The following is a 24715-nucleotide window of genomic DNA, read 5'->3' as shown; positions in this document are numbered from 1 at the left end:
AGCCGAGGGCGGCCTTCCCCTGAAAGGCATAAATAGCGGTGATAGCAGCCGATTCTCCGTTCGTCAGCTGTATCGTTTACACCTTACGTTTATATTATACACCCTTATCGGACAAAAACAATGAAAAATACTATCTTTTTAAGGAGATTTTTTGAAATTCTCACAACAAATATATAAAATCATCTTGCAATCCGCGTACTTTTATGATACAATAGTACACAGAGAGCCGCAGGGGACGCTGTCCCGTGCAGGCCGATCACGAAGGAGGGATAGAATGAGCCGCAGGATACTTATGGGCGTTATAATCTCAGACTGCCATATTGCTTTCCAGAGCGAGATACTCAGGGGTATCATCACTCAGGCCTTCAAAAGCAACTGCGATGTGGCCGTTATTTCGCCGCTCCATAACTTCTCTCTGCACTCCGTCCACAAGGACGCCGAAAAGACCATCTTTGACCTCATATTCTCAGACAGCCTGGACGGTATCATCTACGACAGGAACGCCTTCCACAACGAGGAGATATGCCGTTACATAGATAATCTCTGCAAGCGCTCGGAAAAGCCCGTCATGCTTCTGGATTACAACGACCACAAGAGCTTCGAGACCACCTCCGTGGACGACAGGGAGGCCTTTGAGACCATAACCGACCACCTCATCACCGTCCACGGCTATAAGAAGATATACTGCCTTACAGGGCCGAAAAACACCTTCAGCGGCGAGGAGCGTCTCGCAGGCTACAAGAGCTCCATGAAGCGCCACGGCATAACCGTGGGCAAAAGCTGGTACGAGTACGGCGACTTCTGGACGGAAGCTCCCAAAAAGTACGCAAAGCGCATACTCAGCGGCGAGCTTGAACGCCCCGAGGCCATAGTCTGCGGAAACGACGTCATGGCCATAACTCTCTCAAAGCTTTTCACCGACGCGGGACTGAAGGTCCCCGGGGATATTGCCATTACGGGCTATGACGCCTCTATAGAGGGCTATCAGGCCACTCCCTCCATTACCAGCTACAGCCGCCCCAACTTCCAGCTGGGCGCAGAGGCGGTAAGGAGGCTTTACCGCATCATCACGGGAAAGATATGCAGCAGGGTTCCCAACGAGAACGGCGAGCTCCGCCTCGGACAGAGCTGCGGCTGCGCCGAAAACCCGGGACTGCGCCACAGCATACTGCGTAATATCAGCATAAACAGCCGTTTCGAGTCACAGCTCCTATACGGCGATATGCTCTTTGATATCACCAATGCAGACAATATCTCCACTTTTGCCGACAGGCTGGATAATTATACCTACTTCCTGCATAAGATGAGAAGGGTGAGGATATGTCTCACGCGGAGCTACGTTGACGCCACCGTCGATAAGAACGCAGAGGAGCTGAGCTTCCATGTGGGCGACGATATGAAGGTCATACTTGCCAAGTCAGCTATCTGGCGCGAGGCCGAGACCCACGACTATTTCAGCTCATCACGGATACTCCCCGACTACGGCGAGGAGCGCAGCTATCCGTCGGCATTCTTCATATCCCCTCTCCACTACAACAACAATTTCTTCGGCTACTGCGCCGTTTCCTTCGGCAAGGAGCCCCGCTCCTTCAGCTCGCTGTACCTGAAATGGATAAACTACGTCAATGTCGCCCTTGAACAGGTACGCATAAAGGCCATAATGAACCGCACTATACTCAACACCAGCAAGGCCCTCCTCTACGACCATATCACGGGTCTCATCAACAGGAGCGGCATAGAGCAGGAATTCGCGGCAAAGTTCCGCAAGCACGGCGGCGGCACCATAGAGTGCATGACCTTTGAGCTCCACGGCCTGAAAAAGGCCTACTACCAGAGCGGCGAGGAGAAGTCCAACAGCATAATGGCGGCCTTCGCAAAGAAGCTCCGCTCATGTATCAGCAACAGGGAGATATGCGGCGCGTGGGCCTCACAGACCCTTTGCGTCATCAGTCCCGACACCGACCGCGCAGAGACCATATACAACGACCTCTGCGGCAGGATAAAGGAGACCCAGTTCAACAGCGGCGAGGAGAACTGCAATATCGACTTCACTGTGGGAAAATGCAGCCTTGCGCTCACCCCTGCGGCAGACCTCTCCGACGCAATGTACAAGGCCACCATGAACCGTGTGTTCTCCTACACCATATCGGAGCCCACCTCAAATCCACAGTTCGAGAAGCTGTGCCTTCTCCGCAACAGGATAAAGAAGAACCCCGAGCTGCCGTGGAATATCAGCGAGATAGCTGAGAGCCTCTACCTGAGCAAGAGCTACCTCCAGAAGATATACAAGTCCTATTTCGGCAGGAGCATCATCGAGGAGATGATACAGTTCCGCATCGACAACGCAAAGACTCTCCTTGCACAGACCGATATGACGGTCACGGAGATATCACGGGAATGCGGCTACTCCTCATACAATTATTTCGTGCGTCAGTTCCGTACCAGCGAAGGAAGTTCGCCCTCGGAATACCGCGAGGAACAGAAAAGAAAGGCGGAAGAGAATGAAGGCTGAAGTTATACTTATGAAATGCCCCGAGAGCAAGCGCATTTACGGCGTAAGAGTCGAGGAGCGCGGCGGCGACTGGTTCAGGACATGGGCCTTTCCCATCGACGAGCGCCGCGCCTCCAGCGAGGGCTTTGACAGGACGGAGATCAAAGGAAGTCTGGACTATACGGACGATTACAACGGCTGCCCCTACTGCGGCTCGTCGAAATTCGTGCTCTGCGGACGCTGCGGAAAGCTGAGCTGCTGGAACAACGAGGAGCGCATGACCTGCGGCTGGTGCGGTCTCACGGGAGATATCGCCCGTACAGAGGCTGACGTGAACGTAAAGGGCGGCGGCTACTGATAAGATCGTAAAGGAGCGATGATATGTCTTCTATAATAGTAAGAGGATCGGGCAGCATTTCCGCTGCACCCGATATGATACGACTTGAGCTGGATATGCAGTCAAGAAGCACAGACTGCGGTGAGGCTATGGAAAAGGCCGAGGACTCTCTTGCGGAGATCCGCGGCATACTCGAAAGCTGCGGCTTTGAGAAGGACGCTCTCAGGACCTCGGGCTTCGACGTGAGAACGGAATACGAATCACTTCCCGACGAAAAGGGCAATTACCGCAGCGTATTCAGGGGCTATTGCTGCGCTCATCAGATGAACGTGGAATTTCCTCTGGACACCGTGCTCCTCGCCGAGGTGCTCAGGCGGATATCGGCCTCAAAGGCGGCTCCCCAGCTGTCGGTGCAGTTCACCGTAAAGGATACGGAGTCCGCAAAGGAGGAGCTTATCAGGATAACTGCGGCCGACGCAAGAAAAAAGGCAGAGCTGCTGTGCCAGGCATCGGGCGTGACTCTCGGCAGGCTCATAAGGATAAGCTACGACAGAGCGGAAAAGAACATGATATCACAGACGCGCTACGGCATCGGCAACGACTGCCTGTGCTTCCCGGCAAAGGCGGTAAGCATAGAACCCGCCGACGTTAAGCTCTCTGACAGTGCGGAATTTGAATGGGAAATAATCTGAAAGGGAGTAATTGATTGAACAGGGATAAAGTCATAATCCGTACCAGTATCATCGGTATACTGGCAAATGTATTCCTCGCCTCATTCAAGGCTGTGGTGGGAGTCCTCAGCTCCTCCATCGCCATAGTTCTGGACGCGGTAAACAACCTCAGCGATGTGCTGTCCTCGGTTATAACCATTATCGGCACAAAGCTGGCAGGCAAACGCCCCGACAAGAACCACCCCTACGGCTACGGCAGGATAGAGAATCTCAGCTCTGCCCTGATAGCGGTAATAATCCTCTATGCAGGCGTTACCGCTCTGGTGGAATCGGTAAAGAAGATAATCCGCCCCTCAGTACCCGATTACTCCGCCGCCGCCATAATCATCGTGACCGTGGCGATCGCGGTTAAGATAATCCTGGGACTGTATGTGAAAAAGAAGGGCGAGAGCGTCAGCTCCGAATCCCTTGTATCCTCGGGCAAGGACGCTCTGCTGGACTCGGTGATCTCCGCCTCCACTCTCCTTGCCGCAATAGTATACCTTATCTCGGGTATCAGCACAGAGGCGTGGCTGGGCGTTATCATATCCGCCGTAATCATAAAGTCGGGTCTGGGTATGCTTGGCGACAGCCTTTCAAGCATTATCGGCAAGCGCATAAGCAGCGACCTGTCAAAGGAGATAAAGCAGACCATAACCTCCTTCCCGGAGGTACAGGGGGCATACGACCTGCTGCTCCACAGCTACGGTCCGGATCTGCTCATAGGCTCGGTACACATAGAGGTGCCCGATACAATGCCCGTAGCGGAGCTCGACAAGCTGGAGCACCATATCACCGAGAAGGTGCTTGCAGAGCACAAGGTCATACTGGCAGGCATAAGCGTATACGCCGTGAACACCAGCAACGACCGTGCAGCGGAGATATACGGGAATATACGCAGACACGTCATGTCCCACGAGTATATACTCCAGATACACGGCTTCTACCTCGATGAGGTGAAAAAGACCATACACTTCGATATCATCATAGATTTTGCGGCTCCCGATCCAAGGGGACTGTACGATCATATACTGACCGAAACACAGGAGGCATATCCCGATCATAAGGTCAGCATAACTCTTGATACGGACGTAAGCGATTGAAAAAGGGCTCCTCACAAGGGAGCCTTTTTTGACGGTATCAGGTGCAACGCTCCGTATACAGGTAGAATAATCAACAGCGCATTTGACGATTTGTACAAAAAATGAGCGGCAATTTCTACGTCCTGCCGCCCGTTAACCCTGTGCAACAAACAGGATTTTTCTCCCGAAAGTGGTATAATAATAACCAGAGCAGTCGACTTCTCAAATAATTTTACAAAGGATATAATAACCATGAAAAACACATTCAAAAAGATCGCAGCAACACTCTCAGCAGCAGTTATGTGCGCACTTCCCGCAGCAAACGCACTCTCTGCAAACGCAACAGCAGGCTCTAACGCACGCTACACCATGAGAAGAGTATACTGGATAGACGGTTCAGCTAATGTTAAGAACCTCAGCCTGAGCTTCACAAACAAGAGACTCCACTGTTCACCTGCTACTATCACTCCTATCATCCCCGGAACTACATCTTTCGGCGGCAGTGCAGGCGATACATACTACAGCTGCGGCGGTTCATATACTGCTAATTCATACTTCGGCGGCCCCGCTGTTTCATTCTCTGTATACTGTGACTCTCCTTCATACTACGGAGAGGGCAACAACGTATACTGCAAGGCTTACAAGGCTAACGGACAGCAGTCCTACAACTCTGTACACACACGCCCCGCTTTCCTCGTTGGCGATTTCGACGGCGACAAGGACATCGACGGAAATGATTACTCTATCATCTACCACGCTATAAACGTTCTCAAGGTAGGCAACAACTATGGCTACGGCTCAATTGCTTACTTCAACTTCAACAACAAGTCATATTCTATCCCTGTTCTTCAGTTCGACATCAACGATGACGGCGTTATCAATCAGGAAGATACAAATATGCACTTCCAGTACATCAGCAGCACTACTTACAGATTTGAAAAGTAAGCTCTGAACATCATAATATATTGCACATACGAAAGGCTCCCTTCGGGGAGCCTTATTTAATTCGCCGGCTCATTATATACAAATCAAAATAATGGTATATAGTTTTTCAATAACTATAAATGCCAACATATTTTTTCTACTGCTCATTTTGCGTTAACCCTGCGCAACAAACGGCATTTTTTCCCTGAAAGTGATATAATAGTAATCAGAGCAGTCGACTTCTCATTATACTAAACACTAAATTTTACAAAGGATATTAAAACTATGAAACACATTATTAAAAAGATCACAGCTTCACTTGCAGCAGCAGTTATGTGTGCTGCTCCTATGGCAAGCTCTTTATCAGCAAACGCTTCCGTAAGCTCAAACGCACGCTACACATTCAGACAGGTATACTGGGCAGACTACTCAGCTAATGTAAAGAGATTTGAGTTCTCTTTCGCAGTAAGAAAGTACCACGATTCAGTACCTTTCTATAATCTTATCGGCAATCAGGCAACTGTTGCAGGCGGCGGAAGCGCAGGCGATACATATTACAGCTGCGGCGGTACTGTAACCGCCAACACACGTCTCAGCGGTCCTTTCCTTTCAGTATCAGCTTACTCCGAGAATCCCGCTGATTACGCTGACAGCTTCGGCACCTGCCGTGCATACAGAGCAAACGGTCAGCAGGCTTATAACGCCGTTAACTATTCCGTTAACAGGAATTATAATTATGACTGGGCTGCTTTCCTCGTTGGTGATTTCAACAATGACCTGAAGGTAGACGGAGCCGATTATTCTTACCTTGATGCTGTTGTTAACTCTTCTATGAGCAACTATGGCTATTCATGGTCAGTTTATGTACTTGACAGAACACTTTATATGTATCAGTTTGATATAAATGACGATGGCGTTATCAATTCTGATGACCTTGATATGTTCAGAGCATATGATGAGAGCCGTCTCACAAAATTCCCTAAGTAATCATTAACTTATTGATACTTGAATAATGCACATACGAAAGGCTCCCTTCGGGGAGCCTTATTCTATATATATAGTTTATAGAACCATCCAAAAAGCAAAACTCACAAAATTCACCGGAATATTTCTATGCCCCGAAATACGTTAACCCTGCGCAACAAACAGCATTTTTCTCCTGAAAGTGATATAATAGTAATCAGAGCAGTCGACTTCTCAAATATTTTACAAAGGATAAAACTGATTATGAAACACACATTAAAAAAGATCACAGCTTCAATCGCAGCAGCAGTTATGTGCGCTATCCCCGCAGCCAACGCTCTGTCAGCCAACGCAGAAGCAAGCATCACCGCACGCTTCACTTACAGAAAGATTTACTATGTTCCTAACGCAAAGAACATTGACCATGTAGTTTTCGGCCTTGCCTGCAATTCAAGCCACACATCTTCTCCTTCCTCCATTCCGATCGCATACGGTTCGCTCACTCCCGGTTACGGCGGAGGCCCCGGCTTCTACAATGAAGGAGGCACTTTCGTTCCCACAGACCCCAACGTAACAGGCCGTATCGTATCACAGTCCGTTCACTGCGACAGTGCAGCAGACTATCACGAGAGAAGCAGCTTTGCATACGCATACAAGGCTAACGGACAGGCTATAAACAACGCTGTTTACTCACTGCCCACATTCCTCGTAGGTGATTTCGACGGAGACATGGACATCGACGGAGATGATTACTCTATCATCAACCACGCTGTAAATGTAAAGCACATCTCCGAAAACTACAGTGTTTATACAACTACATCATTCGATCTGGGCGGTGTTTACCGCACATACAAGGTTTACAAGTTCGACGTTAACAACGACGGCTATGTAAACAATGCCGATGTTTTCCTCCTTGACTGGTACAACAAGGGATATCTCACAAACTTCAGCAACTGATCGGCAGGATATATAACTATGCACAAGCAAAAGGCTCCCCCCGGGGAGCCTTTATTTATGTTATTTCGCCTGTGCCACAAGGAGCTTCCTCAGCTCTGCGTCGTCGTGAACGTCAACGCTGCCGTCATTGTTGAAGTCAAACTGCATTGCAGCCTCCTCGCTGCTGAAGGGTTCCTTGCCCAGAAGCATTCTTCTCAGTCTCACAAGCTGGGCGACCTTATACACCTTTGCAGGCTTTGTGCCGTCGGGCTCTGTGCCGCCTATGAGCTTGCCGCCCGAGTACACGCAGACGTTCTCGCAGCGCTGTGCGTATTCAACGCCGCTGACTATATTATCGTAGTCTATGCCCTCCTTGGTAAGGTCTGTCATGCCCTGCCTGCTCCAGTCGTTGGTGGAATCCCAGTTCTCACCGTAGTAATTGCCGATGATGAGCTGATACTTCTTGTTGGAGTTGGCTATGGCGTAATCAGGCCACGATATCTCGATATAGTATATATCGTCCTTGTACTGTTTCGGCTCTGAGCAGACAGCGGCTCTGTCCGCCACCTCGGTCTGCACCTGATCGTAGGTCTTTTCCAGCACGAAGCTTCCGGGGATCTTCTTTTCGTTGAACTCCTCTATGCTGAAGTAGTATCTGACAGAGATATCATCACGGGGCTCCAGCGAATCGGTATTCACGAAGAAGGTGAGCTTTGTAACGCCTGCGCCTGTGGTCTCCGGAACGTCAGAGCAATAGCCCGCTACCCAGAAATCATCGCCCGAGAACAGCTGTGTATCGTCGCCCTTCTCCTCGGGAGGGAAGTTCTCCTCGGGCTTCATGGTGCCGTCGTTCTTGGCAAGGTACATACCGGCGGCTGCGCCTACGATGGCGGCGTTGTAGTCGATGGTGACCTCGTTGTACGTCCAGTCCTTTGTGATGTCGTTATGCTCGTCGTTCTCATCGGGACCTCCTGCAAGTGCGCCGTAGAGAACGTGCTTGTGCTCTGCGGGATCCTCGGCCATTGTCAGACCCGAAGCCGCACGGTGGTGGGGGTACTTTACGCAGTTCTCGCCGTAGCCCACTATGTAGCTCCTGCCCAGAGGATTGTCGCCGATGATGTATTCCATCTGTCCTATTGACCAGTCCGTAAAGGTATAATCGGGATTTTTGTCGTTATAGAGATCCTTGCCGTTCTGATACTTGTCGTATACCAGCGCTGTGAACTGCACGGCGGTATTGTATCTTGCGCTTCCCCATGTATCAAGGTGGAAATAGCCTGCGGGAGTTAGCTTCTTGTGCATTACCTCGTTGAGCGCCTTGGCCTCCATCTGCCAGAAGTCCAGCACCTCGTACTGTCCCCTGCCTATGGCCACGCGGGTCTCCTCGCAGACCTCGGGGTATATGTCCTGTATGCGTCCGAATATGATACCTACGCCGTTCCACATATCGTTCCAGCAGAGAACGTATCCGGGAGGTGCATAGTAGTCTATGTACTTCTCACAGGCTGCAAGGTAGTCGTGGTCGCGGGTGATGAGGTAGAGCCAGCCTGCTGCGAAGCAGAAGTCGTCCTCCCACTTTGAGGAGCCGTAGAAGCTCTTGGGACCTTCACCGGGAGGGCCTACCGCCTTGTCGTTTTTATTGGCAAAGTCAAAGAGAGCCTTTGCGTAATCAAGGCACTTCTCGGCGTACTCGGGATCGGTGTCTTTGAAATTGTAATAGTTTATGGCCAGAGCCGCGGCGCTCTCCGAAACGTCGTCGGTAGTGGGGAGATCGGCTGTGGCAAAGAATGCGGGACGTCCCATGGCGTCTATCTCGGGGGACTGCCAGTACTCATGATCTACGGAGCCGTCGCCTACCTGATAGCAGAAGGCCACTACATTTCCGTCACCGTCCCTGAAGGTACACCTCATGAAGTAGTCGCAGAAATGGCGGCATATGGTCTCGATATGCTCCCTCTCGCCTATTTCCTCATAGGCCTGACGGAACTCGTAATAGCCCCAGGATACCACTGAGGCGGCATAGGCCTCGGGAAGGCCGAATTTAACGTGGTCGCCTGCGTCGTGAAATCCGCCCGAAACGTCGATGAAGCCGTCGCCGTCGGGATCGAGTATATCCTTGTACTGCTCCATGAAGCTCTCGGACATATTCACGCCGGTGTCCTTTGTGTCTATGGGGTGCATGGGCACCTTTGCGTCGTAAACGTGGCAGTTGCCTCTCCACGCGAACTTGCTCTTGCCCGTTACGTCGGTGCCGCACATATTTGCGTCATAGAAATGCAGGGTGTACTGAAGCACCTTCGCCCAGTTGTTGTCGGTCTCCTCATAGTCGGCAACATAGGGAGTCGCCGCTGCCATAGCAGGCAGCCCTGCCGCAGACGCTGTTACAGCTGTAACTGCCGCAGCTGCCAGAACCGACAGCCTTTTCAATGTTTTCATGATCTCATTCCTTTCCTCACGAGAGTTTATCCATAATGAGATTTTAACTCATAAATCCCATTATGTCAACCCATTACTTGCGGATATACATGGATTCTCACCATATCACAGGACTTGACACGGGTGGGCTTATAGTTTATAATAATTATAAACTAATCAAGTCGCGGAGGTGCTTCGTGGACAATAAAAATCTCAGGGCAGGACTGAAGCACGGCGATTTCATAATAATCGACCTGCTTTGCCTTCAGCTGTGCTTTATCATAAGCTACTGGCTCCATATGCCCTTTGCCAACCCCTACAGCATCGATTCCTTCCAGTATCAGGCTGTGATACTCACCACCAGCCAGCTCCTTGTCATAGTCTTTACCGACAACTACAAGGGCATACTCCACCGCGGGAAGCTGGAAGAGCTGTGGGCTGTTATAAAATACATCGCGGCAGTAATGATACTGGCGCTCATATACCTTTTCGCAGTAAAACATTCAACTGCCGCTTCACGATTGCAGCTGGGCTTCACCTCGGTGACCTATGCTGCTGCCGACTACATTTTCAGGCAGCTGAACAAGCTGAGAGTGTTCAATTCGGGTAAATACCGACAGAACCGCCATTCCGTAGTGCTCATAACCTCATCGGATTCCGCCGGGAAGACCCTCGCCGCTCTTATGAGCGACCCGCGGCACAGCAGCTTCTTTATCTCGGGCGTCATAATCACCGACAGGGAGTGCGGAAACGGAGAAAAGCTCAGGGATATCCCCGTATATCCTCTTGATGAGGAAACTATCTCACGGCTCAGCCACGGCTGGGTGGACGAGGTGTTCCTGCTCCAGTCGGAGACCATGACCTTCCCTTCGGAGCTCATGGACAGCCTTTTCAGAATGGGCATAACCCTGAATTATTCCATACCTCCCATGACCGACGGAAGATGGAACGCAACGGAAATGCGGAGCCTGGGTCCCTATCGTGTGCTGTCAAGCAGCGCCTCCTCCGCCCCCGCAGGAAAGCTGGCGTTAAAGCGCCTTGCGGATATAGCAGGAGGTCTCATAGGCTGCATCATCACTCTGATAGTCTTTGTATTCCTGGCACCTGCCATATACATCAAGTCTCCCGGACCGGTATTCTTCAGGCAGAAGCGCGTGGGACAGAACGGCAAGCCATTCGTTATGTACAAGTTCCGCAGTATGTACATGGACGCGGAAAAACGCAAGCAGGAACTGATGGAAAAGAACAGGATAGACAGCGGCATGATGTTCAAAATGGACGACGATCCCCGTATCATCGGCAGCGAGAAAAAGGACAGAAACGGCCGTCCCAGAGGTATCGGGAACTTTATCCGCAGGCACTCAATAGATGAGCTGCCGCAGTTCTTCAACGTGCTCAGAGGCAATATGAGCCTTGTGGGCACAAGGCCGCCTACTCCCGACGAGTGGGAAAAATACGGTCTCGGACACAGGATAAGAATGAGCATAAAGCCCGGTCTCACAGGCCTATGGCAGGTCAGCGGCAGGAGCCGCATCACCGACTTCGAGGAGGTCGTAAGACTGGACAGAGAGTACATTGAAAACTGGAGCCTGCTCCTTGATCTGAAAATAATACTCAAAACCGTTGCCGTGGTTTTCAAGGGCAGCGGAGCGGAATAGACGAAGAAGGACTTCCCTGCGGAAGTCCTTTTTTATTCATTGATATAAAAACAAGCTCCCACTTTGTGGATAATGTGCAAAAATCGCAAATCCTGTTGACTTTTGTTTGTGCGCGTGATACAATTACAGTAGGATACTTTTGGAAAGGTAGTCATAAATATGGATAAAAAGAATATTATTGACGAGCTGAAGCGCAAACACGATATCCAGCCGTATGAATTTGACGGAACATACCGCTCGGTACACGAAGCGGTGGAGTGTTATGCAAAGCTGAAAAAGACAACTCTCATAAACTACAAGGATCTCGACCTGCTTTATTACCTGTCCCTCGGTATCTGGGGAAATGACAAGAACGAGCGCAAGCAGTATATACAGAACAGCCACCTGCTCCACATAGACAAGGTCATGCTGGATTCGGCTCTTGAAAAGATATGGAGCCGCGGTTCAAGGATGCTGTTCAATCACGTCATAGGGAAAAAGGAAAAAGAGTTCCTTACTACGCCCTTTTCCTTCAGGAATGCTCTTATCGGCGAAAAGACCGAGGCTATACAGTTCTTCTTCAAGATGTGCATAAACCTTTCTGGTCTCGACAACGACGACAAGCTTCTGGGCACCGCTCACAAAATGCTCAACCATATCAAGGATTCGGGGCTGCCTGTATTCGCCATGTCGAGGATACTCCACTGCCTGAAGCCCAACACCTTCCCCATACTGGGCGAAAGCGCCACCGATTCGGCTGTTTACAAGGCTCTGGGCATAAAGCTGGAGAAAACGGACTATCTTACCCATTATATACAGAACTGCCGCAGGATAATAGACTTCCGCAACTCTCACTTCAAGTTCAGGAACATGAGGGTGTTCGATATCATGTCCTGGGAACTCCTCAATGTCAGTGAAGAACCCCGGGAGCAGGAGGCTCCCGCTCCCGGATACCAGCCCAAAAGAACAGACGCTCCGCTCAATCAGATACTCTACGGTCCTCCCGGAACAGGAAAGACCTACAACGTTATCAGGTATGCCGTGGAGCTGATAGAGGGCAGAAAGATCGCCGAAGGCGAGTCCTATTCCTCCGTAAAGGAAAGATATGAGAAATACGCCGCGGCAGGTCAGATAAGGTTCACCACCTTCCACCAGTCCTTCAGCTATGAGGAATTCGTGGAGGGCATACGGCCTGTTGTTGTTGACAGGTACGGCAACGATACCAATACCGCTCACGCCGATACCACAGTTATTTACCGCCCCTACAGCGGCGTGTTCAAGTCGCTGTGCGAAAAGGCGGCAAAGAGTCCCCATATGCGCTTCGTAGCAATTATTGACGAGATAAACCGCGGCAATATCTCAAAGATATTCGGAGAGCTCATAACCCTCATAGAGGAGTCAAAGCGCGGCACTACCGCCATACTCCCCTATTCGCAGACCGAGTTCTTCGTGCCTGCCAATCTGCATATCCTGGGCACAATGAATACCGCCGACCGCTCTATCGCCATGCTGGATACCGCTCTGAGAAGGCGTTTCGACTTCATAGAGATGCTGCCCGAGCCCTCACTCCTTGGTGAATGCGACGGCGTTGACCTGTGTCAGCTCCTCACTGCGCTGAACGAGCGCATAGAGTATTACTACGACCGCGAGCACGCTATCGGCCACGCATACTTCATGAACGGCGGCGCCCCCATACAAAGCATATTCGAGCTGAGAAACGTTTTCTCCACAAAGATAATCCCCCTGCTACAGGAGTATTTCTTCGACGACTACGAGAAGATCAGGCTCATACTGAACGACGACAACGCCTTCATCGAATGTATCAATCCAAAGTATATCAAGCATTTCGACTCGGGACACAAAATGTACCGTCTCGGCCGTCCCGATAACTGGACCAGAGAGAACTTCATAAACATCTACAGCGATGTTTCCTGATGATGGGAGATCAAAATGTATACCAGACACTTTTGCGTATCAGCCCATGACATGATCGTGGATATCTCCCACAAAAACGGAGAGATCACAAAAATGCTGGGCGAATTTGCCGCTGTCTGCAAGGCTGACGGCAGAGAAGCCATCACGGTCAGCCGGGTAAACGGCATAAGGTATTTCACGGCAGGCTCCTACTGCGGTTTCGTATGTCTCGCCGACGGTACCTTCATCGAGATACTGCCCCAGACGGACGGTGATGCCGCAGACGCGAGAAATGCGCTCTGCGCCGAGTTCTGCAGGCGGTGCGGATATACCTTCGTCCCTTCGGATACCGATATGAACTTCATGGAATACTTCATTTCCGTTTTTGCGGGCGAGACCATGAAGATAATAAAAAGCGGCGTGCTATCCGCCTACGCCAGCCGCGAGGAGAATATGCACTCCGTCAGCGGCACCATACTGTTCTCGGAGAATATCCGCCGCAATCTCGTTCACCGCGAGCGTATCTACGTCCGACATGACGTCTTCACTCCCGACCGCGCGGAAAACCGCATAATAAAGGCTGCCGCGTCGGTGCTTATCAGGCTGACGGCCAGTCCGCGCAGCTCCCACCTGCTGAAGGAGGCTCTGTCCTATCTTGACGAGGTGGCTGTGCCGCGCAGTATAGAGGCGGAGTTCGCCAAATGCATCAACACCCGGAACACAAGGAAGTACAGCACCATTCTCAATATATGCAGAATGCTCTTTGACAGGAATGAGGGCACCGCCTTTTCGGGCAAATACGTCACCTGCTCGCAGCTGTACAGAATGAGCTGAAAAACAGCTCCCCGCTCATAAAGATACCTATACAGAAGCCCCTGAACGTGATAGAGCGTTCAGGGGCTTTGCTGCTATTTTTAATTTGCATCAAAAAGAGGACACCGATAATTCCGGATCCCTCATTTTTTCAAACTCTCAGGCAGGCGGATTGTGCTTTGCAATGAAGGCTTCGACATCGCCATTACGGATATCCACCCTGTCAGAATCGCTTACAGCCTCCAGCGCAGCGGACTTTATAACGTCATTGTCCACGGTAACAAATAAGACAAATCTGTCATTCATATCCCCCAGCTGATACCTGTAAACATAGCCGCCCGTGCCTATACCGCCAATGGAACGGAAGTCCTTGAGATCGTCCCAGGTGATATCATCGCCCTTCTTTGAGAGCTCGATAATATCGGTAGATGTGATCATAGGACTGAGATAATACCCGTTACGGCTGACGAGCTCGCGCTTCATGGCGATAAGGTCGAAAACGTCCAGCTCTCCGTCCAGGTTCATATCTGCCGCATAACGGTTGCTGAGCTTTCCTTCGTCGGAGTTCAGAAGGAACTTCTGGAAGGTAACAACATCGGATATGCCGAATGAGCCGTCGCCGTTGACATCACCGTCAGCAGGAGGCATCATTACCCCTTCAAAAGGCGGCAGAGTAGTTGTAACAGCGGTAGTGGTTCCTGTCATAGTGCCCTCAAGAGGAGGTATGGTCGTAGTGACCGTTGTGGTAGTTCCCGTCATGGTGCCCGAAAGAGGCGGTATTGTTGTGGTAGCCGTTGTGGTACCCGTCATTGTTCCCTCAAGAGGAGGAACAGTAACGGTGGTAGTAGTGGTCGTACCCGTCATAGTACCCGAAAGGGGCGGTATAGTGGTAGTCGTTGTTGTGGTGGTAGTTCCCGGCTCGTCGATCAGATCGGTGTTAATTGCCACGCCCGCTGTCTTTACAGGCTCTATATCCTCTGCAAAGGCCGTACCTGCGCTTGCTCCCGAGCTGACTGCAACTGAAGTCAGCAGAGCCGCTATCTCCCGTGTGAATTTTCTCATTTTTTCATTCCTCCCATTTCTTCAGATATTTTCTCCAGTGCTGTGAGAATCTGCACCTGCTCTTCCATGCAGGCTGCCTCCGAAATATCCCTTACCGTGCCTGTTGTAGCCATTTTGCGGCAGGCGCATGAGTTGCGGCAGTAATCTGCTATCTCGCAGCCCTTGCACCTCTCCGAGACCATTGAATAATCGGGGTGTTCCCTTCTTGCCCTCTCGGCCTCGATACCGACGAATATATCGCCGCAGCGATATTCGGCTATGTTCTGGAACTGGACGCAGGGATAGAACTTCCCGTCCCAGTTTATAAAGACCTTCCTCCTGCATATCTCGCAGGTGCCGCGCTTATTTTCCCTGATGCTCTTCTCCTTCACAGCCAGCTCATATACGAACAGGTCGGGAATATCGGCGATCTTCCGCCATTGCTCCCTGAGTATGTCACCGAAGCTGTCGGGATCGGCGGGTTCAAGAAAAGCGTCCATTGCCGCAGAGACCTTCTTCACACCAAGTCCTTTCAGGTACATGATATTATCATACAGCTTCGGAAGAGTCTCCTCCGTATATACCAGCTGCACAAGAGTCTCGGGCTGATACTTCAGCAGCAGCTTCAGATTTGCGTCCAGCAGCGCCGTATCCACGCCGCGTTCGGTACATTCAATGCCGTCGTGGGACATATTGATAATGACCTTCCTGTCCGCACACCATCTGATGAAGTCCTCGTCCAGAAGGGTTCCGTTGGTGGTGATGACCAGCTCCTTTGCCGTAACCTTCTCACAGTAGTATTTTACCGTGTCCTTATACAGCAGAGGCTCGCCGCCGAAAAGATATACTGTCTCAGCATCAGCGCGGCTGTTTATGAAGTCCGCTATCTTTTCTCTTATTTCATCGGTTATGCAGCCGTATTCCGTGTTCAGATGCCTTTCGTAGCAATAGCTGCATCTCAGATTGCATTTGTTGGTTATGCTGATAGTATAATCCAAATCCCTCACCCCATTCCGTACACTTTCCATATTATCATTATAATACAACCCGAAGCACAATGCAATATATTTCATACATTTTTAAGAATTATTGCAAAATTTCTTTCTCACTTGCACAATAACGGCTGCGGAAACAGGTCTTTCCGTTACCGCGTTTGCTCAATAAAAAAGCGATTCAGTTTCCTGAACCGCTTCCTGTGTATGTGCTGCAATCTTGATAACGCTTCATGAAAAAACCGCGTCCCGGTTTTACCGAGACGCGAACCTGCCTGCGGGCTCCCCGCTGTGTATGTGTTGCGATTCAGATACCGCTTAACAAAAAACGCGGTTTAGTTTCCTAAACCGCGTTTTGGAGCTGATGATCGGACTTGAACCGACGACCTACGCCTTACCAAGGCGTTGCGCTACCGACTGTGCCACATCAGCACCAACAAATAATATTATACAACAATGGGGAGTAAAAGTCAATAGCAAGACACATTATTTTTTATGTTAATCAAATATTCCCCAAATTTTTTTCAAAAAACGCTTGACAAGCAAACTGATTTCTGATATAATATTAAAGCAGTCACGAAATACTGCAATGCGAGTGTGCTGGAATAGGCAGACAGGCACGTTTGAGGGGCGTGTGTCGACAGACGTATGGGTTCAAGTCCCATTACTCGCACCAAATATCTGAAAACCTGTTAGAGGATACGTTTTATCGTACACTCTGACAGATTTTCATTTTATAAAAAAATTTGGCTTGACAACTATCGTTTGCTTTCGGGTGCGTTTATTTTTTCCGTCCCGACTACTAAGACCTTGATATGGCTCGTCGATACCTTTCCTGGCAAACCAAGATATGAAGTTTGTACTAAACAGGTTCGTTCGTCATGGCTCAATCCTTCATCTTATTCAGTAGAAGTTTCAAGGTGTAGCAATTCATCTCAAGCCCCCTTATTCAGTTATCAAGTTTCTTGTCAAGGAAACTAAATAAAAAAGCCTACAAAAGGCAAAAAAAGGCAAGCCTTCCAGACACCGCAACGTAACTGAAAGGCTTGACAAGGTCTATTATAAGTGCTATAATATAATGCAAAAACATTACACCGCACGCAAATAGCATTCTCACTAAGTCATTCAGACAATCCAGTGTCTGTATGATTACGAGGCGTAGTCAGTCGCCAAACTGTCTATGCCTTGTGGGGGTGCTTTTTTATTAGCTGATTGCATTATACCATATTTGTTTCTTCATGTCAACCTGCTTTTGAAATATTTTTTTACTGAACAATTATTATAAGCAATTTTTGACCGGCACAGCAACAACCGCCTACTCAAAAAAAGAGTAGGCGGTTTATTTTATGTAGGATTTGCAATTTTTACAAGATCTCCATCTTTATAACCAACACACATTCTTTCAAGCCAAGCCTGAATTTCTTCCTCTGCTTCTTCCTTGCTATCATATTGCATAGACAATCCTGCTGTATCTGTTAATACAACACATCGCTCTTTTAATAATTCTCCTTGAATGAATACAGGATGCACTGTAGCAACATAATATATACTGCTTTTCGATTTATATAAATAAATCAATCTGTTATTATGTATATCTATTTCTTTGCCTGTAAAAAAGCATGGATAACCTATATCGACATCCATAGGAAGCGAAATGTAATCCTCTACCCTTCCATTAGTGGCATATACAGAAACAAGTTCATATTCATCATCGCCTGTATGATCATGTTCAATTATTTCCGTATCAATCAAGTACTTTATTCTTTCGTCTATTGTTTCACGACATAGTTTATCTATGCTTTCAAGAATTTCATTCGTTAGTACCGAATTATCGATTAAACAAGCAGGAACACTATCTATCGACAATTCGTATTCTTTTGTATCTTCTTTAATTTTATACTTCATACCTCCAAATAGCTCTTCCAATGCTTCTTCATTCGGATCAGCTTCCACTTCAACTTTCATCTTTTTCTTATCAGCTGATATGATTTTTGCTTTATAATCAAATTGATCAGAATAATCTTTTGCTCCATAATCCAAGGCAATATCCAGACACTCTGGATATGCGCTCTTTTCATTATCAATGGATAACGAAAGAGTTTCAAAAGGATCAACCAACGCTATTTCTTCTTTAACATTACCCGGATGTAACTCTGTTATTGTTTCTATTTCTATGTTTACATTTGTATCACTATGAATTTCGCTTTTACTCTTTGACTTGTGGTCGGACTTGTCTCCGCAAGCGCAAAGGCTTAAAAATGCTGCTGATGCCACAATTATTAATGATCTTTTCATGACTGACCTCCTTGTTTCCTTTAGAATATCATATTATTTAATTAATGTCAATCGACATATCAGCGAAATTTAATTGATCAACATCATCTTATTTGACGCCAAAGTAAAATTGTGCTATTATAGCACAAAATCTCTCTTGTTTTTAAGGAAACGTCGAGAATATAGCCTTTTTTGAATGAAGCACAGCAAAACGGAAGTATATTGGTATATTATACATTTCACGCTAAAAAACTACATTTCACGCAAATACGTTGATTTCTCCTGCATGAAATGTTATAATTTATGCATTGTTTTGAAGCATATGACAATACCTCTCTCAGTCACAGTAATACTATCACCTTTCTCTTTCTATCATTCCTACCAATCATTCCGCTCCTTAGTTTCCACGGTATTGTCTATTTTTTTACCGAAAGGAGATCGACTTAGTTCACAAGAAACATCGCTGCAAAAACTATAATAATAATGGTATCTTTTTCGCAGCCAAAACACATGATACCATACATCGGAGGAAAAATGTTTAAAAAGATTTTATCAGCACTACTCTCAGCAGTAACTGTTGCAGGCTTTATTCCACAGATACCTGCAAATGCAGAAGAAACAGTCCCCTATCCTTACACTTTATTTGCAGGCTCGGATGAAGAGGGTGCTATCACTATCAACTCAAATAATATTTGTATCAATGGAAGCCTTGCTACTAACGGAACTATATCCTCAAGCGCTCAGAACTTCAATATTAATGGAACAAGAAAAGAAAACGCTCAGGAAGAAATGAAACTGTTCTTCAGCAAGATAGACAGCAGATACTTTACTTCTCATGTTGATACTTATTTCGAGGATTACTTCCTTGAGGATACCAATATCAACATCAATATGCCTATTGAAGCTGAAGGAGATATCGGTCTTACAGGTAATATAAATATTACAAGCGGCATAAAGGCTCTGAATGATGTTATCCTCAGCGGAAACGTGGAGAACTCCCAGGACTCTGTTATCTGTGCTGAAACCGGTAATATAACTATAAATACAGATAATGTTAACCTTAACGGACTTGTCTATGCACCTTATGGCTGCGTTAATATCACTGCACAGAATCTGAATATCAACAGTGTTATTATCATTGCTGATACTATAACTATAACCTGTCCAAATCTCAATGCAAACTACAACTCTCAGATGGCAGAGTTCCTTGGCAATGAGTCGGAACCAATAAACAATGATGATATAGAGATAGTTGCTTACGGCGAGTATGATTATGAAACAGATGTATTCAGCGTATACTGGAATACCACAGTACCCGACGGAAGCTTTGATATACAGGTATCAGATGATGGTGAGAACTACATATCAATAGGTACTGTAACAAACGCAGATTCTTTTGAATACTCATTCACAGAGCCTTTTGAAAAGAAATACATAAAGGTAATTGAAACCACAAACAACGGTACGGTATTTGAATCTGTTCCTTTCATAGTAATCAGTACAGAGAACGGATATGATACAAAAGTTCTTGACAGCGATGAAGACGGTCTTCCGGATATATATGAACTGAAAATAGGTACCGATCCCTATGATACTGATACAGATGATGACGGACTTACAGATTATCAGGAATATGTCTTTACTCAGACTGATCCCCTTGTTTATGATTCGGTAACAGAAGGTATTTCCGATGCTGATGCAGATACAGATGAGGACGGTCTCAGCAACATAGACGAGTTTACAAGAAGAACATATCCCTGGACTCCCGATACAGATCTGGACGGGCCCAGCGACTATGACGAAATCTATGTATATGGAACAGATCCGCTGGTCGCTGACAGCGATGAAGACGGGATAGATGACGGTTCAGAGATAAAACTTGGCCTTGACCCGAATGATCCTGCAACAAATGGCGTTCCCGACGGCGAATATGCTGTTCAGCAAACTATATCTGCGGATAACAATATTCTCGCTTCCGTCAATACAGCTGAAAGCCCATATGTGCTCTCGATAGATATAAAGACCAACGGTGATGCTGAAGAAGAGCTTACTGTAGATGAGAGCGGTTATTCAGCTGCCATAGAAAACGATGCTATGATAGGCGCAAGTGTCAACATAGATATCACTGACACTTGCAATCCTGAAGAAATAGTGCTAAAATATGAAATTAGAGATGAATATGTCAACAATGAGCCTTCTGTATATTCAGGGAATGAGCAATTTCAAGGGATAAAACGATTTGCTGTATTTAAGTATTTTGAAGACGTAAAAGCACTTTTACCGCTTTACACTGAATATGATGAAATAACAAACACTATTTCTGTCAATGTCGAAGACGGTGGCACATATTGTATAATGGATACGGAAAAGTGGTTCAGTGGTCTTGGTGTCAATCTTAGTGAAACTTATGAAGAGACTGAATCACCACAAGTGTTTAGACAAAATGCTCCTATAGCCTTAGCACCTGAAAACACTGTACAGTCAACCAGTTCAAATCAGCAAAAGGGTAAGGGAGCATACGGATATCTTTTTGAGAATACTCCTGTTGATCTTTTTTTTATGATTCAAAATAGCGGTTCAAATAATGAATGGCAAAAAGAAAATTTTGAGTTTGAAAAACAGCTAATACATGATATTTCAGCATATGCATTTAATAAATATCATGACGTATGGATTCATATAATACCATACGGATTTACTACAGGTGATTCGGTTGAATTAAATGACGGATGGCCCATTGAAACCGATATAGCTGACGTGGATAAAGTATTATCAAAAGTAGAATATTTATCCTATGGTTCTTCTGCATATAGAAATATAGGATATTTGCAAACAGTTAAGAATCTTCGTCAATCATACAGAGAGAATTCAAAGAAATATGTAATTAATCTTATAAACGGCACTACAAATTTCACCTCTATTCAATATAATGGTGTATATTTTCAGCAAGACTGTGAATGGGTATACTACTATTTTTGGGCAAACGATATGGTTTTCTCTGAGATCGTATATAACGGAAATAACTTTGATCCTTATCTGCATGAATATATAAATGGAAACCCAATAGGCATAGACTTAGACAAGACGACAATGATAAAGCATATTGTTGATAATATTGGTGTTGATCTTACACTTGACACAACTTCCAAAAGCAATTATAATGATGTCATAGAAAACATCAATAAACAGATTTCAAGAAAATCGTTGTATGGCGCATACTCACCTATTGATTGGAAGCCTATTGTACTAAGTGGAGAACTAAACAGTGAAAACGGTATAGATACAGATGGTGATTGCCTTACTGACTGGGAAGAAACAGATACATCTAAGCTAAAAATGTATGATGATGGAAGTTTTGATTTACCAACAATTCATGATTATATTAATTGGATTAACTACAAAAGCTATCGCGAAAGCATCATTAATTTTATAAACCAAAAACTTGCGAATATTAATTATGTTTTTCCGGAAGAAGCACCTTTTTCTCCATCAAATGGTCTAACAATGGCAGATTATATTTATAATCTAAGAGTAATAGCTATAACAACCGATCCTTCAAATATTGATACTGATGAAGACGGGTATACAGATTTAGACGACCCTGATGGAGTTTTACCTCCTAAATACTTAAACGGTAAATATGATTTGTTCGATGGAGAAATATACTCATTATTAATGGGGAATAATTGCTTTGAATTAATTGAAAATGATAACAGTAATAATACTTCAATAATCAGAACTTCCTTATGTGATGGTTCCAATAAACAGAGATTCAGATTTATATGGCATGATTCTCAAAACGGATATACCATCCATCCCATATCAAATGAAAACATGGTACTAAGTTTTATACCATCTTCTCATGAAGTAAGAATTACTACATATATAAATACTAAAATTGATTTGAACCAATTATGGGAAATCATACCCTGTTCCACAAGTTCCAAAGTTATTATTAAAACAAAGTACGTTGAAATCAATGGATTCAGCTCCATGAGTTTTTATCTTTCTTGCGATGATTCATCTCAAAAATTAATATGTTCATCATATAAAAAAGATGAATTTATTATTTCCAATCCAGAGTATCAGTGGAAAAGGTATGGCGAGATATATTGTCAAGCTCTGATTGATGAAGCAAATGGAAATAATAGTGATGAATTACGAGCAATAAAGAATTGCCAAATTAATTATTCAAACATTAACTTGATTTATTATAATATTATAAAAGAAAGAATCAATAATAAAGATTACAATCTTTTGATTAATCAAGATGGAGGAATTTTTGAATATGCTATTTTTGCAGAAACAAAGATGAAATATGTAATTTGTGAAGCACTTGGAACATATAACGCTTTAAAGATGGCTGATATAATTGGAGATGATTCTACGAATATTAGCTTTTTCAGGTTAGCCTCCGAATTTGAAATTAACGCGATACAAACCAATTATTCAGAAATACTATCTCCATTTGCTAAAAGCATATTAAACATTTGGGAATTTTCAAATGATGGAGGATTAGGTAGTAACCCCAAAAAAATTAAAAACTGCCTAGATGTATATAATGCTAATTATCAGATTATAGATTCATGCCGAGAACCTTTTATCGGTATCAGTGAGGAGAAAAATTCCAAACTGTGCAGTGAGTATGAAAGTTTTATTACAGAAACAAATTCAAATGGTTTATTAAAAGCAAAAAGTGGAATAATATCATTTACGTTTGATATAACGAAGATTCATACATATGCAATGAGATATGATCCTAATCAGCTTGATGGAAATTGTTTTAAAGGCTTTAACAGAAGTGATAGTGCTACAACTTCATGGGATAACTCTACAGTAAAAAACAATCTAACAACTAACATGAAATATAAACACTCTTATTATATCGGATATGTATTATATTAATGGAGATGATAATAATGCGAAAGAAACTATTTTTCATTTTTCTATCTGGTTTTGTAATAATTGCTTTATCAATATATTTGTTATCGACACACTATTCTAATAATACTATTATAACTGTAAATAACAATTACAATTATAATCATATGTGTTCAATCATCAATGAATACTATTATGTCAAGGGAAATGATGTATACAATAAAAATGGTAAAAAAGTAATAGAAGAACTTAAATCTCCGCTTATATGTGCTTATGATAATAGTTTGTATGTCTATTCAGATAACTCCCTCATGCGATTTGACAATAACATGAATATGTCTGAAAAATATGAAGTAGGCGCTGAAATACTGTCCTTCGGGATAAAGGATAGTTTCTTTTGCGGTATAGATAAAGAGCTTGAACCATATATATTCGCACTTGATTCATCTGAACCACTGCAATATACCTCTCTGAACAATTCATTTAATAAAAGTTATCTGAAGTACTACGAAACTGATGGATTAAAGATAATATCATCAGATCACGATAACAATACTGCATTTAAAAGCAGTGCGATAGTATCTAACGATTCTATTATAACACGTTACAGAAATGAATACGGAGAATACATTATTCATAATAATGCTACAGAGCTAATTGCGAGTTCCGCATTAAACACAAGTGAACCTACATTGGTAAAACTTAGCTATAAGACAGGCGAAGGATCAAGATCCGATATTCTTTCAGGGTACTATCCTGAAGATATTTCAGCAATAAATCAAAAAATAGTTTTTATAGGTATCAGAATTCCTTCTGATCCACACAAAAACATTGAAGATATGTGCTGTGTAAAAGAACACATATCTGATATTATTGCAGTTATAGATGCCAATGATATGAGAATTGAAAAAGAATACAAAACAAAAAAAGGTGAACGCATTTTATATGCCGATACAGAAAAGGCAGTTACCTATTATCGTGGAAAATACATTACTTATTCTACTAAAAATTGGAAAAAGATTGATTCACACAAAGCATCTGAAATAAAGAAAGACGGATCATACACCTTTGAGACCTGCGGTAATTATATCTTCGTATTTGATGACAATACCGGGAAAGTCATAAACAAAATTTCAATTGAATAACGAAGCCTATGAAAGTAAACGCCCTCCATCAAATTAAATGGAGGGTGTTTTTTAGTGACTCTGCGAAAAAATATCTGTAAATTCAGAAACTATGATTAAAACGTTGTAAGCGTCAAATAAAGGACGTATTCCCCACAAAAGGAATCTGATGTATAATAAA

The 24715-nt window shown here is 45.2% G+C and carries 16 protein-coding genes and 2 tRNA genes; 13 read left to right on the top strand and 5 right to left on the bottom strand.

Annotated features, from left to right (window positions below; translation table 11 throughout):
• The first annotated feature begins 274 nt into the window (after positions 1-274).
• The 7 genes from Q0Y65_RS13615 (at position 275) to Q0Y65_RS13585 (ending at position 7464) form a co-directional block, all read left to right on the top strand.
• Positions 275-2512 (top strand): substrate-binding domain-containing protein, encoded by a 2238-nt coding sequence (locus tag Q0Y65_RS13615; protein WP_297960910.1) that lies wholly within the window; start codon positions 275-277, stop codon positions 2510-2512.
• Positions 2502-2849: a TerY-C metal binding domain-containing protein gene (locus Q0Y65_RS13610; protein WP_297960907.1), complete on the top strand. Its 348-nt coding sequence runs from the start codon at positions 2502-2504 to the stop codon at positions 2847-2849. The genes Q0Y65_RS13615 and Q0Y65_RS13610 overlap by 11 nt, the downstream gene beginning before the upstream one ends.
• Positions 2850-2872: 23 nt before the next feature.
• Complete coding sequence (locus Q0Y65_RS13605; protein ID WP_297960904.1) at positions 2873-3520, top strand: SIMPL domain-containing protein; 648 nt, start codon at positions 2873-2875, stop codon at positions 3518-3520.
• Between the two features lie 14 nt (positions 3521-3534).
• The gene (locus tag Q0Y65_RS13600; RefSeq protein WP_297960901.1) at positions 3535-4641 is read left to right on the top strand and encodes a cation diffusion facilitator family transporter; all 1107 of its coding nucleotides are present in this window, start codon (positions 3535-3537) and stop codon (positions 4639-4641) included.
• 231 nt (positions 4642-4872) lie between these two features.
• Positions 4873-5565 (top strand): dockerin type I domain-containing protein, encoded by a 693-nt coding sequence (locus Q0Y65_RS13595; RefSeq protein ID WP_297960900.1) that lies wholly within the window; start codon positions 4873-4875, stop codon positions 5563-5565.
• Between the two features lie 264 nt (positions 5566-5829).
• Entirely contained in the window at positions 5830-6531 is a 702-nt protein-coding gene (locus Q0Y65_RS13590) for a hypothetical protein (RefSeq protein ID WP_297960897.1), read from the top strand.
• A 240-nt stretch (positions 6532-6771) separates the two neighbouring features.
• Positions 6772-7464, top strand: coding sequence for a hypothetical protein (locus Q0Y65_RS13585; protein WP_297960894.1), 693 nt, complete (start codon positions 6772-6774; stop codon positions 7462-7464).
• A gap of 60 nt (positions 7465-7524) precedes the next feature.
• On the opposite strand, the gene Q0Y65_RS13580 is transcribed toward Q0Y65_RS13585, so the two are convergent.
• Positions 7525-9879, bottom strand: coding sequence for a glycoside hydrolase family 9 protein (locus Q0Y65_RS13580; RefSeq protein ID WP_297960891.1), 2355 nt, complete (start codon positions 9877-9879; stop codon positions 7525-7527).
• A gap of 176 nt (positions 9880-10055) precedes the next feature.
• Here Q0Y65_RS13580 and Q0Y65_RS13575 point away from each other — a divergent pair, with 176 nt between their 5' ends.
• From Q0Y65_RS13575 to Q0Y65_RS13565, 3 genes are all read left to right on the top strand, one after another.
• Positions 10056-11516: a sugar transferase gene (locus tag Q0Y65_RS13575; protein ID WP_297960888.1), complete on the top strand. Its 1461-nt coding sequence runs from the start codon at positions 10056-10058 to the stop codon at positions 11514-11516.
• 159 nt (positions 11517-11675) lie between these two features.
• Complete coding sequence (locus Q0Y65_RS13570) at positions 11676-13430, top strand: McrB family protein (RefSeq protein WP_297960886.1); 1755 nt, start codon at positions 11676-11678, stop codon at positions 13428-13430.
• A gap of 15 nt (positions 13431-13445) precedes the next feature.
• Positions 13446-14243: a 5-methylcytosine restriction system specificity protein McrC gene (locus Q0Y65_RS13565; RefSeq protein ID WP_297960883.1), complete on the top strand. Its 798-nt coding sequence runs from the start codon at positions 13446-13448 to the stop codon at positions 14241-14243.
• A gap of 138 nt (positions 14244-14381) precedes the next feature.
• On the opposite strand, the gene Q0Y65_RS13560 is transcribed toward Q0Y65_RS13565, so the two are convergent.
• The 3 genes from Q0Y65_RS13560 to Q0Y65_RS13550 all read right to left on the bottom strand — a co-directional run bounded on the left by Q0Y65_RS13560 (position 14382) and on the right by Q0Y65_RS13550 (position 16687).
• Positions 14382-15284, bottom strand: a complete 903-nt coding sequence (locus Q0Y65_RS13560) for a dockerin type I repeat-containing protein (protein ID WP_297960879.1) — start codon at positions 15282-15284, stop codon at positions 14382-14384.
• Positions 15281-16261: a radical SAM/SPASM domain-containing protein gene (locus Q0Y65_RS13555; protein WP_297960877.1), complete on the bottom strand. Its 981-nt coding sequence runs from the start codon at positions 16259-16261 to the stop codon at positions 15281-15283. Before Q0Y65_RS13555 ends, Q0Y65_RS13560 begins: the two co-directional genes overlap by 4 nt.
• A gap of 350 nt (positions 16262-16611) precedes the next feature.
• Positions 16612-16687: transfer RNA gene (locus Q0Y65_RS13550), tRNA-Thr, on the bottom strand.
• A gap of 159 nt (positions 16688-16846) precedes the next feature.
• On the opposite strand from Q0Y65_RS13550, the gene Q0Y65_RS13545 reads away from it, so the two are divergent.
• Positions 16847-16931: transfer RNA gene (locus tag Q0Y65_RS13545), tRNA-Leu, on the top strand.
• Positions 16932-17599: 668 nt separating this feature from the next.
• Here the strand turns inward: Q0Y65_RS13545 and Q0Y65_RS13540 are convergent.
• Entirely contained in the window at positions 17600-18550 is a 951-nt protein-coding gene (locus Q0Y65_RS13540; protein ID WP_297960874.1) for a hypothetical protein, read from the bottom strand.
• Positions 18551-19063: 513 nt separating this feature from the next.
• On the opposite strand from Q0Y65_RS13540, the gene Q0Y65_RS13535 reads away from it, so the two are divergent.
• Both Q0Y65_RS13535 and Q0Y65_RS13530 read left to right on the top strand, forming a co-directional pair.
• A complete protein-coding gene (locus Q0Y65_RS13535; RefSeq protein WP_297960871.1) occupies positions 19064-23434 on the top strand; it encodes a hypothetical protein in 4371 nt (1456 codons plus the stop codon).
• 14 nt (positions 23435-23448) lie between these two features.
• The gene (locus tag Q0Y65_RS13530) at positions 23449-24555 is read left to right on the top strand and encodes a hypothetical protein (protein WP_297960869.1); all 1107 of its coding nucleotides are present in this window, start codon (positions 23449-23451) and stop codon (positions 24553-24555) included.
• Positions 24556-24715 lie beyond the last annotated feature (160 nt).

It is taken from the genome of uncultured Ruminococcus sp., from assembly GCF_947301925.1.
Taxonomy (GTDB): domain Bacteria; phylum Bacillota; class Clostridia; order Oscillospirales; family Ruminococcaceae; genus Ruminococcus.
The sequence above is the reverse complement of the archived record's forward strand: the minus strand, read 5'-3'. Positions and strand labels throughout refer to the sequence as shown.

Coding starts and splice junctions, on each gene's coding strand:
- Q0Y65_RS13570 (WP_297960886.1), top strand. CDS start 11,676: ATGGATAAAAAGAATATTATTGACGAGCTGAAGCGCAAACACGATATC.
- Q0Y65_RS13610 (WP_297960907.1), top strand. CDS start 2,502: ATGAAGGCTGAAGTTATACTTATGAAATGCCCCGAGAGCAAGCGCATT.
- Q0Y65_RS13595 (WP_297960900.1), top strand. CDS start 4,873: ATGAAAAACACATTCAAAAAGATCGCAGCAACACTCTCAGCAGCAGTT.
- Q0Y65_RS13530 (WP_297960869.1), top strand. CDS start 23,449: ATGCGAAAGAAACTATTTTTCATTTTTCTATCTGGTTTTGTAATAATT.
- Q0Y65_RS13535 (WP_297960871.1), top strand. CDS start 19,064: ATGTTTAAAAAGATTTTATCAGCACTACTCTCAGCAGTAACTGTTGCA.
- Q0Y65_RS13540 (WP_297960874.1), bottom strand. CDS start 18,550: ATGAAAAGATCATTAATAATTGTGGCATCAGCAGCATTTTTAAGCCTT.
- Q0Y65_RS13580 (WP_297960891.1), bottom strand. CDS start 9,879: ATGAAAACATTGAAAAGGCTGTCGGTTCTGGCAGCTGCGGCAGTTACA.
- Q0Y65_RS13585 (WP_297960894.1), top strand. CDS start 6,772: ATGAAACACACATTAAAAAAGATCACAGCTTCAATCGCAGCAGCAGTT.
- Q0Y65_RS13605 (WP_297960904.1), top strand. CDS start 2,873: ATGTCTTCTATAATAGTAAGAGGATCGGGCAGCATTTCCGCTGCACCC.
- Q0Y65_RS13615 (WP_297960910.1), top strand. CDS start 275: ATGAGCCGCAGGATACTTATGGGCGTTATAATCTCAGACTGCCATATT.
- Q0Y65_RS13565 (WP_297960883.1), top strand. CDS start 13,446: ATGTATACCAGACACTTTTGCGTATCAGCCCATGACATGATCGTGGAT.
- Q0Y65_RS13590 (WP_297960897.1), top strand. CDS start 5,830: ATGAAACACATTATTAAAAAGATCACAGCTTCACTTGCAGCAGCAGTT.
- Q0Y65_RS13560 (WP_297960879.1), bottom strand. CDS start 15,284: ATGAGAAAATTCACACGGGAGATAGCGGCTCTGCTGACTTCAGTTGCA.